The organism is Chryseobacterium sp. PTM-20240506 (genome assembly GCF_048296755.1).
Taxonomy (GTDB): domain Bacteria; phylum Bacteroidota; class Bacteroidia; order Flavobacteriales; family Weeksellaceae; genus Chryseobacterium; species Chryseobacterium proteolyticum.
Genome location: NZ_CP182581.1, coordinates 3709427 through 3722980, shown reverse-complemented (window position 1 = coordinate 3722980; position 13554 = coordinate 3709427). Strand labels below are relative to the sequence as shown.

At 35.9% G+C, this 13554-nt stretch carries 8 protein-coding genes; 5 read left to right on the top strand and 3 right to left on the bottom strand.

The genetic code is table 11. From position 1 onward, the window contains the following. Positions 1–60: 60 nt before the first annotated feature. The 3 genes from cysS to folE form a co-directional block, all read right to left on the bottom strand. Entirely contained in the window at positions 61–1527 is a 1467-nt protein-coding gene (gene cysS, locus ACNFU2_RS16595; protein WP_306615061.1) for a cysteine--tRNA ligase, read from the bottom strand. Positions 1528–1679: 152 nt separating this feature from the next. Further along, positions 1680–2111: a DinB family protein gene (locus ACNFU2_RS16590; protein WP_273650588.1), complete on the bottom strand. Its 432-nt coding sequence runs from the start codon at positions 2109–2111 to the stop codon at positions 1680–1682. A 5-nt stretch (positions 2112–2116) separates the two neighbouring features. After that, entirely contained in the window at positions 2117–2782 is a 666-nt protein-coding gene (gene folE, locus ACNFU2_RS16585) for a GTP cyclohydrolase I FolE (protein WP_172284379.1), read from the bottom strand. 97 nt (positions 2783–2879) lie between these two features. On the opposite strand from folE, the gene ACNFU2_RS16580 reads away from it, so the two are divergent. The 5 genes from ACNFU2_RS16580 (at position 2880) to ACNFU2_RS16560 (ending at position 13382) form a co-directional block, all read left to right on the top strand. Then, a complete protein-coding gene (locus ACNFU2_RS16580; protein WP_306615064.1) occupies positions 2880–4034 on the top strand; it encodes a hypothetical protein in 1155 nt (384 codons plus the stop codon). 501 nt (positions 4035–4535) lie between these two features. Then, complete coding sequence (locus ACNFU2_RS16575; RefSeq protein WP_418122354.1) at positions 4536–5537, top strand: cell wall anchor protein; 1002 nt, start codon at positions 4536–4538, stop codon at positions 5535–5537. Between the two features lie 9 nt (positions 5538–5546). Continuing rightward, a complete protein-coding gene (locus ACNFU2_RS16570) occupies positions 5547–6023 on the top strand; it encodes a hypothetical protein (RefSeq protein WP_273650584.1) in 477 nt (158 codons plus the stop codon). 46 nt (positions 6024–6069) lie between these two features. Further along, the gene (locus ACNFU2_RS16565; protein WP_418122352.1) at positions 6070–12813 is read left to right on the top strand and encodes an RHS repeat-associated core domain-containing protein; all 6744 of its coding nucleotides are present in this window, start codon (positions 6070–6072) and stop codon (positions 12811–12813) included. Continuing rightward, positions 12810–13382 carry a hypothetical protein gene (locus ACNFU2_RS16560; protein ID WP_273650582.1) on the top strand — a complete coding sequence of 191 codons (573 nt, stop codon included), beginning with the start codon at positions 12810–12812 and terminating at the stop codon, positions 13380–13382. Before ACNFU2_RS16565 ends, ACNFU2_RS16560 begins: the two co-directional genes overlap by 4 nt. Positions 13383–13554: the final 172 nt, after the last annotated feature.

Sequence of the window (13554 nt, the reverse complement as noted above, 5' to 3'; positions counted from 1 at the left end):
TATTTGAAAGCTGCGTAATCCGTAAAACCTGTGGGAGGTAATATGTAAAAAGATCTACTTTTAATTCAAAACATAAGTAGTTCCATCTCTTCCATCTTTTAGCTCTATTCCTTCAGCAAGTAACTTATCCCTGATCTGGTCTGAAAGCTCAAAGTTTTTAGATTTTCTGGCTTGATTTCTTAATTCAATCAGAACCTGTAAGGTCTGATCAAGCTTTTCATTATTATTTTCTTCAATAGGCTGTAGGCCCAAAACATCAAAAATAAAAGCATGTAAAGTAGATTTTAAATCAGCAAGATCCTCAGTAGAAATAGTTTCTTTCCCATCATTCAAAGCAAAAATAAATTTCACCGCTTCAAACAAATGCGCGATCAGTATTGGTGAGTTAAAATCATCTGTCAGCGCGTCATAAGCCTTCTCCTTCCACTCTTTAAGATTGAAACCTGATTCTTTAATATCATCCGGCACAACAGAATTCAGCACTTTTACGGCTTCCATCAGCCTGATAAATCCTTTCTCACTGGCAATCATAGCATCATTAGAAATGTCCAGGACACTTCTGTAATGAGCCTGAAGGAAGCAAAATCGTACGATTGACGGGTGAAAAGGCTTCTCAAAGAAATCATTTTCACCGGAAACCAGCTGCATCGGCAGGATATAGTTTCCTGTTGATTTACTCATCCGCTGGCTGTTCATAGTTAACATATTGGCATGCATCCAGTAATTAACCGGAGCTACATCATTGCAGGCTTTACCTTGTGCAATCTCACATTCATGATGTGGGAACTTAAGATCCATTCCACCACCGTGAATATCAAATTTCTCACCGAGGTATTTAGTACTCATTGCAGTACATTCCAGGTGCCATCCCGGAAAGCCTTCTCCCCAAGGAGAATTCCATCTCATGATATGAGCAGGCGACGCTTTTTTCCAAAGTGCAAAATCCTGTGGGTTTTTCTTTTCCCCTTGCCCGTCCAGATCACGGGTATTAGCAAACAGTTCTTCTATATTACGTTTTGAAAGTTCCCCGTAATTCAATCCTCTTTTATTATACTCCAGAACATCGAAATAAACAGAACCATTACTTTCATATGCAAAACCTCTTTCAATTAACTTTTGAGTCAGCTCAATCTGCTCTACAATATGCCCGGTCGCCGTAGGCTCAATATTAGGAGGCAAAAGATTGAACATATCTAAAACTTTATGAAAATCCACAGTATATTTCTGTACGATCTCCATAGGCTCTAATTTTTCAAGACGGGTTTGCTTTACAAACCGGTCATTATCTACATTCCCATCATCAGTAAGGTGTCCCGCGTCTGTAATATTTCTAACATATCTTACTTTATACCCTAAATGCATTAAAGTACGGTAAATAAAATCGAAGGAAAGGAACGTTCTTACATTTCCTAAGTGTACATTGCTATAAACCGTCGGGCCACAAACATACATCCCAATGTTTCCTTCTAAAATAGGTTTGAAAATTTCTTTTTCAGCAGTTAGCGAATTATATATTTTTAATTGCATTGATTTTAAAATTAAAAGATTTAATGATTTATAATTTAGTTTAAAGTTTTAGTATTAAAAGATTGTGACCTTTTAACAAAAGCATTTCTGGCAACAACAAATAATTGTGGTTACAAAAATTTTATCTGAAACTTTTTTAAATTTTATCATTATTAAATTGTTTTTAAATGGTGCTGCAAATGATCCATATAATCCTGAATCAGATACTCCAGCGTATACACTCTCTGCTCTGTCTTTGAAGTATCACAATTTTTATGCAAAACCTCATCCGGCATATTTTCAACAACATTCACGATCTGAAGATTGAGATATTTCCAAAGATTGATCACGTCAGCTATCGGAATATTTTGATAGTTCTGAGCTTTCACCCAAAAATTCTGATCGTACACTATATTTTCATTTTCCTTGTATTGGGTAACCACAAATCTCCTGATATTGGTTAGTGCACTATCACAAAGATGACCTAAAATTTCTTTTTTGGACCACTTATCAGCAGAAAATTTGTAACTCCATTCTTCTTCAGAAATCATCCCAAATCTTTTCATCTCCGACTCAACGGTATCTTTTAAAATCTGATAATCCATTTCGATTAATCCAAAGTCGTATGGCTTCCTACATAGTGCAGGAATTCCTGTCTGGTAATAGGATTAGTCCTGAATATTCCACTTAATTCTGCCGTAATCGTAGAACTTGCCGTATCTTTAATTCCTCTGCAGTTCACACAAAGATGTTTCGCATCAATGATACACGCTACATCTTTTGTTCCCAAAGCTTCTTTAAGGGCATTTACAATTTGCATTGTAAGTCTTTCCTGAACCTGAGGTCTCTTTGCATAATAGTCTACAATCCTGTTAATTTTTGAAAGACCAATTACCTCACCATTTGAAATATAGGCAACATGTGCCTTTCCAATGATTGGTAAAAAATGATGCTCACAGAACGAATATACTGTAATATCTTTTTCCACCAACATCTGGCGGTACTTATATTTATTGGAAAAAGTAGAAATTCCCGGTTTGTTTTCCGGAAGTAGTCCACCAAAAATTTCATTCACGTACATTTTTGCAACACGTTTGGGAGAATCTTTTAAGGAGTCATCCGTCATATCCATTCCCAAAGTTTCCATAATTTCCCCAAAAAGCTGGGTAATCTTTTCTATCTTTTCCTGTGGCGATTTATCAAAAGCATCTTCCCTTATAGGCGTATGTTCTTTTCCAGTGAAAATATCATCGTCGTTATCAGTAAAATCAACCATTTTTTATAATTTGCAACAAAAATACGGATAAAATCGATTCATTGATTTCAATTGAAACCAAAAACATTATCTTTCACCCTCTATTTTTATAAAATTTATGATTATTGTTGAAGAAGTACAGGATCAAGAACAAAAAAAAGAATTTCTGCAGTTTCCAGCTGTACTTTATCAGCACGATAAAAATTACATCAGACCTTTAGACAAAGATATCGAAGAAGTTTTCGATCCCAGTAAGAATAAATTTTTCAAAACCGGTGAGTGCCAAAGATTTTTGTTTAAAAATAAAAACAATCAGACTGTTGGAAAGGTCGCTGTTTTTATCAATACTTTCTACAAGCAGGATCAGCCAACCGGAGGATTAGGTTTTTTCGACTGCATTAATGATCAGGAAACAGCTAATTTTATTTTTGATTATTGTAAAAACTGGCTGCACGAAAGAGGTATGGAGGCAATGGATGGACCTATTAATTTTGGAGAAAGAGATAAATTCTGGGGTCTCCTTTCAGATGGATTTTCACCTCCCTTATTTGGCATGAACTATAATTTTCCTTATTACAAAGATCTCTTTGAAAATTATGGATTCAGGTTATATTTTGAACAGCTCTGCTTTTCAAGACCTATTTTCGCGGACGTTTCACGGGTATTTAGGGTAATGCATGAAAAGCACCGCCGAAATCCGTCCATCTCTGCACAGCCTATGAAAAAAAATAATCTGGAAAAATTTGCAAAAGATTTCACGGAGGTTTATAATAGTGCCTGGGCAGCGCATGGAGAAGGAAAAAGACTGGAAGAAGGCAAGGTGCTGAAAATGTTCAAAACTATGAAACCTATTATCAACGAACATATTTCATGGTTCGTTTATGAAAATGAAAAGCCGATTGCCATGTGGATGAATATTCCGGACGTGAATCAATGGATCAGATACCTCAACGGAAAGTTCGGATGTATAGAAAAATTGAAGTTCCTTTGGTACAAAACATTCAAAAAAAATGAAAAAATGGTCGGATTGGTTTTCGGCGTTATTCCCGAATGGCAAAGGAAAGGAATCGATGGATATATGATCTGGGAAGGAACCCAGCATCTGAGAAAACATACAGATTTTAAAGTAACCGAGCTTCAATGGATCGGAGACTTTAATCCGAAAATGATAAAAATTGCAGAAACTCTCGATACTACTGTGACCAGAAAGTTAATTACCTATCGGTATCTTTTTGATAGGAACAAACCTTTTGAAAGGCATCCTATACTTTAGTTCTATTTCAGAACGTTTCCAGAAATGGAAACTGATGGCTTTTTTTAATGTATTAAACTCTGCTATAATCTCCTGAACATTTTTTTTGGAGATAAACAACAATCTACTTAGCATTTTTTTGCTAAAAGCCCATTCCATTCTATGAATATTTTTCAAAATTTTAAAAATCCAGATTTATTTTTTTCTTTATTTTTTTAAATAAATTACAAATACAGACCAGAATATCAAATTGTTACGTGTTTTAAATCTACATATAGTGAACATTTTATATGTTTGCAAAAACACAAATAAAATTTGATCACTGCATGAAAAATAATTTCCCCTATACATTTTAACAGATAAAATGTATTTCTAATGACTTTCCATTTTTAAAGGTTTATTCCCTTTAATTTTTTATGGACTTAATCCTTTTAATGATTCTGATTCAAAAATCAGGACCATCTAACCATTATACCCAAAAGTATATTTAAATCTACAACTATCGTAATAAAACATCCAATAATGAAAAAAAGTTTACTCACTGGCATTATTTTATTCACTCAGTTATATTTTGCACAGCAGGCCGCTAATCTTCAGGTTCAGGATACAAGAAATGTAAATCCACTTCCATCTGAATATAATCGTGAATTTAAAGTTGAATTTAAGGACAGAGCTATCATTGAAGCACCCGGCGCCGGAAAATTTTCAGGATTACTAACTATAGCTCCATGGTCAGGAAATTCAGGAAATAAAAATCACCAGATCAATTTTAATGATGGAGGTGTATTTTATAGAAATGCTCTCCCGAATGATCCCAAATGGAGCAAATGGGGCAAATTTCTTATCGAATCAAGTGAAGGTGCAGTAGCCATCGGAGGTCCAACAGACCCTAATATTGCTTTTAAAAACTATGGAAGAGCTCAATTTTACACCAATATCAACAGTGATGGTGTTCAGGTAAGAAGTACAGTACAAAATGTAAGTTCAGGAATGGACCTGATGTGGCTTGTATATGACCACTATCAATCTAATGATGTAGGATTGCTTACACTTTCTTCTCCCCATACACAAGGGGATTGGGCAAAATACGTGTTCACTGTACGAGCAAATGGTAAGGTCCTTATCGGAACTTCATGGAATAATACTGCACTCTCCGCCTGTAGTGACTGTAATGAATATCGCTTATTTGTAAAAGACGGAATAAAAACAGAAAAAGTAAAGATTGAAGTTCCTTCTACCAATGGATGGGCTGATTATGTCTTCGGGAAAGATTATCACCTTCGTTCGTTGGAAGAAGTCGAAAAACATATTGAACAAAAAGGGCATTTGCCCAATATTCCTTCCGCTGAAGAAGTTGTAAAAAACGGAATCAATGTGGGTGAGATGGACGCCAAGCTACTGGAAAAAATTGAAGAGCTGACACTATATTCTATTGAACAAAACAAACAATTAAAATTTCAATCTGAAAAAATAAAGCAACTAGAAAAACAATTAAAGTCTCTTTTTTCAGGAAAAATCAAGTAAATGCAACTTATGAAAAGAAAAATATTTTCCTTCTCTGCCTTACTTATGGGATTCTTTGGTTTTTCGCAAACTGAAGTTTATTTCAAATACGATGAGGCTGGAAACCAGCGATATCGTGGTACTAATAACACGAGTAAAAAGGCTTCAGATGAAACAAAGAAAGAAAGTCAGGAAACCAGAACCATAGCTCCGTTGCAGCAAAATCCAGCCATGGATGAAAAAACATTCTGGAAACAAATCAGGCTTTATCCGGTTCCTGTGAACGATATTCTTACTATAGACTGGACCAACGAAGCAGATGGTCTTATTGAATCTGTAGCACTATATCAACACAACACCATCAACTGGAAATTCCGGAAGCAAAACATGCCTGATCTTAATAAAGAGATTAAAATCAATATGTCCGGCTACGATTGGGGAGTATATATCCTTCAGTTTACCTTAAAAGACGGAAGAATCTTCAGCAGGAATGTTACAAAAAGGTAGTTGTTTAGACAAGAAAAATTAAGTATTACTTATTATTTTATCATCTATGAAATTTTTATACTCGTTTATTATTTCATTCTGCTCACTATTGGGCTTTTCACAAACAATTCTATATCAGCAGGAAAACGCCTCACGAACAGTACAGGACCCACAGGCCATACTACTGGCACAGGGATTCAAAGCAGCTGCGGATACCTCAAATCCATTTGTGGCACAGATTGGACCTGCTACAGAAAATCCGGGAGGAGGTCCAACAGATTCTAATGCAGGAGCAACCAATCCATACGGCACAACTGCCCCGGAAGGACAAAGCTTCCATGATACGAAAGGAAATATTGAAGTATCCGAGTCAGGTCAATTACAATTTACCCTGCCAATAGCTTTGCCTCCCGGGATAAAAAGTGTAGCCCCACAAGCTAATCTTATTTACTCCAGTGGTTCCGGAAATGGAATTGCGGGATATGGATGGAGTTTATCAGGAATCACCTCGATTTCAAGAACTGGAAGGAATATGGAAAAAGATGGTGAGATTAAAGGAGTTCAGTTAGATGAGTCGGATTATTACAGCTACAATGGACAAAGACTGATCTTAAAATCCGGGGAATACGGAAAAGATGGCTCAGAATATGTGACGGAAAAATACTCTAATATTAAAGTAAAATCAATAGGAACAATAACCGGGCAAGCATGGAAAGGACCATTATATTGGGTGATTACTTTTGAAGACGGATCTCAAGCCTGGTATGGAGCGACCACTTCAGGAAATAGTCCGGCAAGAACTCCGGTAGACTACAATATTGTAAAATGGAAAGATGCTCAAGGTAATTATATTAGCTATCAATATACTCAATCCAATAATGTAGCCATCATTTCAAATATACAATGGGGAGGAAATGAAAATAGTAATACCGCTCATTTTAATACTATTTCATTTAATTATGAAGCAAGACAATTGACAGAGACTTCTTATCTTAAGACACAGAGCTTTATCCAGTCTAATTTACTAAAAGACATTACCGTCCATACCAATGGTCTCTTATTTAAAAAATATAAGATTCTCAATGAGCTTAATAGTGATAATAAATATCAGCTGGTAAAGTCGATTACTGAGCAGAATGCTAAGCAAGAGTCTGCCAATCCTATACTTTTCACCTATGAAAATGCCACGGTGAAAGATTGGAAAGAATCCCGAATTTACGATGTGAATGGAGATAATAAAGGAATTAATGGAGATTTTGATGGGGATGGAAAAGTCGATGTATTAAGAAATGAAGGAACCAATATTATTTTATATAAAGATGTTTTTGGAAATAATACCAAAGTACCTGTTGGAAGTCTTGCTTACATGAATGCCCAAATCTGGTCATCAAGTACTTCTTTTACCATAAAAAATACACAAAACCAGTTATTAACACGACAAGGTTGGGTTACACTAGAGCAAAAAACAATTAATGGAACTCTAAAAAAAGATTTAATCATACGTGGGTATTCTGTGAACGATGATAATCAACTTATAGCAGAGTTTGAGAAAACTTTATCTGGAGACAAATATGATTATTCTTCATCCAATGATTACGAATATGCACCTTATCCTAATAACCCCTCCTATACTATAACTTTAAACAGCTCTCTAAACTCAACTCTTGAAGCAAGTAAAGAACTTGATCTTGACGGAGACAATCAGTCTGAACTGATCTTGAAAATTACAGATATGTATTGTAACGATGAGGTAACTAATAATCCGGATCAGGATCAAACATTTCCTATCATTGATAGGAAGTGTAATAATAATTCCAGAACGATGATTGTCTCTCTGTATGATGATATGCAAGTTTCTCATGCGGGAGGGGGAACAAAATCTTTATTTGAGTCATTAGCCGGAGATTTCGATGGCGATGGTGTCCTTGAGTTTATTTCTTATAATGGGTCCATAGAGAGTTATAAAAAAGGGCAAAATGGCTTTACTGCAACAATAAGAAATATATCTCGCCTGGAAGGCGTTTTTGACAGGGCTATTGTAGGAGATTTTAATGGAGACGGAAAAGCGGATTTAATGATTCCTCAAGCAGACAAATCATCTCATTGGAACTTATATATTTCCAATGGAGTGGGTTTTATAAAAGAAGTAAAAAATAACCTGGCCTATTTTACCTTGAATTACGAAACGAGTAAGGAGGGAGTGCATAATACGTTTTTCGAATCAGGGTGTAGGTATGCCACGTTTACGGGGCAACTTTTTGCTGCTGATGATTTAGACGGAGACGGAAGATCAGAATTCATTGCAACTACTGTTTCTTTTGTTGATCATAGTTGGAACAATCATTTTAACTGGGAAAATACCAGCGTTTCCTCAAAAGTTTTTACTACAGCAAATTCTAATGGAGTACCTATCGTATTCACTCAACATGGGCCGACAAAGAATTTTTATTTTAATCAGGTTGTCGTTCCTTTTGCAACAACAACGATGTATAGAGATGGAAAGAAAGTCATTATTCTTGGGAAACCTCAAAACTGTGGCAAAACCGATTGTGAAAGGTTTATTTTTCTTGAAGCTAATGGCTTTAGAGATACCGGCACTTACTCAAGAATTTCTTCCATTGTGCAAGGAGATCTAAGTACAAATATAGAATACAAGGAACTGAACCCCTCTACCAATCCCAATCTTTATACTTCAGTAAAAAAAGAAGAATACCCTTATATTGAGGTAAATAAATTTTCTGGATTGTATGCAGTATCACAACTACTTCAGACCACCAATAACGGAGTCCGTAAACAAGATTTCCGTTATAGAGGATTTGTAAGTCATTTGCAGGGTCGGGGAAGTATTGGCTTCCGCCAGACCGCCCGTTCTTCGTGGTATGCAGATGGGTTTGAAGCTACCAAAATCTGGTCCGGAGTAGAGATCGATCCATTGAATGAGGGCGTTCCCGTAAAAGAATGGTCTATCCGTACCAATAACGAAAATTTGATCTTCCCCGCCAACATCTCTGAAAACAATACCCAGCTTTTAAGCTTTAAATCAACCATTTACGAAAGACAACAACTGGTAGACGGACAGGTTACAACCAATATTACGGAGGCAAACCGGCATAAGGTAGTGGTAGCCATTATACCTACGACTAATAAAATCAAGGATTTTTTAACCAATACCCTTACAGCAAGCACGATTATCTATGGAGATTATTATCTTCCTGCAAAAAGGGAAACCAGAATCAACAATAACTTTGCTATAACTACTTCAACCTTTGACTATTTCCATAATCCATCAGGAACAGGAACCAATTATTACATTGGTCGTCCGAAAATTAAAGAGGATGTTGTACAGGCTTATGGGGATACCAAAAGAACCAAAGAAGAATATACCTATGAAAATAACCTGTTAAAAACACAGATCACCTGGAACAGAAATAATACCGAATCTATAACAGAAACCTATAACTATGATGCCTTCGGAAATATTACAAAAAGGGCAATAAGTAATAGTATAGATTCACGGATTCAGAATACGGAAAGCAGGTATGATCCTAAAGGCCGTTTTGTGGTAAAAAAAATGGACAATTTAGGTCTTGAAACCAATATTGTGTATAATGACTGGGGGCAGATTGAAAAGCAAACCGATCCATTAGGCAATACCTTAGAAAATAAATATGATGGATGGGGTAAACTCTTAACCTCCAAAACCAATCTGAACGGAATCACTTCTTATCAATATGAGAGAGATAGTAATACTAATATTACGATGACTCAAAATGATCCGGATGGGAATATAACTAAAAAGTATACCAATAAACAAGGCCAGGAATATAAGACTTCCACTAAAGCCTTTGGACAAGGGCAATATATTTCTAAAGAAACTCAATATGATATATTGGGTAGAAAAATCAAAGAAAGCGAACCCTATTTTGAAGGTCAATCAGCCAATCAGTGGAATAGTATTTCGTATGATGATACTGTATTTCCAGCTAAGATAACGGCGACCTCATTCAATGGCAAGAAAGCAGAGACTTCTGTTTCAGGGCTGACCACAACGGTCAAAGAATTGAATGGCTATGGAAGAACAACCACCAAAACAACAGATGCCTTAGGAAATGTAATTTCAAGTACTGATAAAGGAGGAACCATTCAATTTAGCTATAATGCTGCTGGTGAACAAATCAAAGCCCAATACGCTGAAAATATCGTCACGACAAAATATGACCCTTGGGGTAGAAAATCAGAATTTAATGATCCGTCGAATGGAATCTATAAATATGAATATAATGGTTCCGGACAACCTAAAAAGATTATTAGCCCCAAGGGAACGAAAGAATATACTTATAATAATCTAGGTCAGCTTATTTCCCAGAAAGAAATCTCTACAATGGACGGTGGGGAAGCCACTAACAAAAATATCACTTTCTCTTATGATGACAAAGGAAGGGTGATTTCAAAATCAGGAACCTCTAAAGGTCAGGCATACAATGCCAGCATAATTTATGATCCACAGGGAAGAGTTTTATTCTCATCGGAAAGCAGCAATGGAAAATACTTTATCCAAAAAGGAATTACCTACGATGATAAAGCAAGAGTGATTTCCTATGAAAAACAACTCTATTCTTCCGGGGTATTGACTAAAATACAGATAGAAAATTTCTACAGCAATTGGAATGGGGAACTGCTTCAGGTAAAAGACAAACAGACAGGTAAAACCCTGTGGCAGCTTCAGGAAACCAATGCCAAAGGTCAGGTTCTAAAAGCTATGCTGGGTGCAACCAACATCAATAACACCTATGCAGCTGATGGTTTCTTAAGCCAGGTCAATCACTCTTCCAAAGTAAAAGCAAGTATCTTACAGCTTTCCTACTCCTTTGATGCGATTAAAAATGAACTCAAGAGCAGAACCACCGGAGGAGACTTTAATATTATTGAATCCTTTGACTATGATGATAACAACAGACTTATTAACTGGACCAATCCAGTAACGGGGGTTAAACCTTCTGCCAATAGAAATGTCTATGATGTAAAGGGAAGAATCACCCAAAACGATCAGGTGGGAACAATTAAGTTTGAGAACAGCCAGAAGATCTATCAACCTACTGGTATGACATTGAATACTGCAGGAACACAAAACTATAACAATGACTTAATCCAGAGTATTTCTTATAACGAAAACAATGATCCGGTATTCATTGATGGAGAAAAAGGAGATGTGGCTTTCCAATATGGTTTAACCAGCATGAGGCAAAGGGTGAGTTATGGAGGTAACTTTAGCAATGATGGAGAAGGAAAGTTTACAAAATTCTATAGTGAAGATGGAAGCTATGAGGTGATCAAAGATAATACCACTGGAAAGGAAAAGCACATCCTGTATATTGGAGGAACACCTTATGATTCTAATATTGTATATTTGAAAGACTATACAGAGAGCAGTGGATCTTATAAATTTTTGCACAAAGATTATATCGGAAGTATTCTGGCGATTAGCGATGAGGCAGGAAATAAACTGGAACAAAGGCATTTTGACGCATGGGGTAACTTTACCCATCTTAAAATTGGGAATGGAGCTATTATTACCGATCAAAATGTAATTCGTAATTCATCACTCTTAATTGAAAGAGGCTACACCAGCCATGAGCATTTTACAGAAGTAGGAATCATTCATATGAACGGAAGGTTGTATGATCCTCTATTAAGAAGATTTTTAAATGCGGACGAGAATATACAGGACCCCACCAACACCCAGAATTATAATAAGTATGGATATGTATTGAATAATCCTTTAATGTTTAATGATCCCAGTGGAGAAGAATTGGTCACATTATTAGGGATTTCAATGTTTGCAATATGGAAAGCTGTATTTATAGGAGCTGCTGTAGGGCTGGTATCTTATACATTGACACTGGGACTCACAGGAAATATAGATAAATGGAGTTTTGGGGGAGCCTTAAAATCGATGTTCTTTGGCGCGGTCGGGGGTGCTGCTACCTTTGGGATAGGAACTATTTTTTCCGCCGCCGCGAAAACCTTTGGTAATGCAGTATTACAAGCCGGGGCTCATGGCCTCTCACAAGGAGTATTGGGAATGGTGCAGAATAATGGCAGTGGGTTTCTTCAGGCTTTTGCTTCAGGAGCTCTGGGAAGTTTAGGGGCAGCAGGTTTTCAGAAACTTGTAGGCGATGCTGCCAACAGTACCGTGGGTACGATTGCTTTTGGAGCCTTAGCAGGAGGGATTGGATCAGAACTCACAGGAGGAAACTTCTGGCAAGGAGCCGTTATAGGTGGTATTGTTGCTGGATTGAATCATGCGATGCATAGGATTGGAACTAAATCCATTGCTGAAAAGGAACTAAATGCAGTCGGAGTAAAGGACGTAAATGCAACAGCACCTAACACGCAGGAAAGCCTTGATACGGTTCTTAGTACAGACACATTATCTTCTATGCATAAAAAATCCGGAAATGTTCCTATCGGATATGGGACTACGGATCTTGGCAATGAAGCTGAAACAACACCAAATGCAAGTTCAAGAAGAGCTGTAAGTATTGTTTTAAATAAAAATTCGACATTTTCATACTTCAAACTTTATCAAACCGTTGGACATGAACTTACTCATGCTATTGATTTTATTTCAGGAGCAGCTGTAAGACAGTATGGTATTTATATGAAACGTTTTTCGAACAATCCAGAACGTTCAATGGAAAGGTATAACAATTGGAAAGAATATCGGGCATATGGTTGGGAAATGCGCTATGCAAAAGATTGGTGGTCATCACAACAATACAACAAATATAAATCATTATTAGGATTATGAAAAGAATAGTTTTTTTAATTACTACATTATTTTATGAATTTCTTTTTCCTCAAAATATTGATCTAAAATTGAGTGATAATTTGCAATACATAAATATTACTCTGAAATCAGGCAATAATCTTGAAATCAGGAAGGATATAGAATATGCCAATAATACATTTTATCAGGTCAAAAAATCAGGGATAAGGGAGAAAAAATTAACATTGTTTTTATATGATGAAAAAAATAATTTCATTGAAAGCGGAATTGCTAATAAAATAGGAAATATTAGATTTGAATCTATTGAACAATCTGAAGCGTATTGGAAAGAAAAAGAAATACTTGAAAAGGCACGTTTAGACCTAAGTCAAATCAATATAAATATTTCTAAATCTAAAGGCGTTTTATTGGAATTTCCATTTCGGGTCTATGCTGATATGGAATCTCTTTTCAAAGATTATCCATGTACATTATTAAATTGTTGGTATGAGTTTTATTCTTTAGAAAGAGGAAAAAAGTATAAAATGCAAGTTCAGTTAAAAATAAAATCTAAAATATATAAATCTAATATGGTAGAATTTGTATATTAAAAAATAACTCCTCATTACCGAACGAAATGAAAATCAACGAAGTCAATTCTTTTGTATGGTTAAAGAAAAAAGAGGTTAGATAATAACCCTAGATAAAGATAAAACTCTTACACCCCACTACCGCAAGAATCTTTCGTGTAGTGGGTAATAACAGAAACTTGTAGGCGATGCT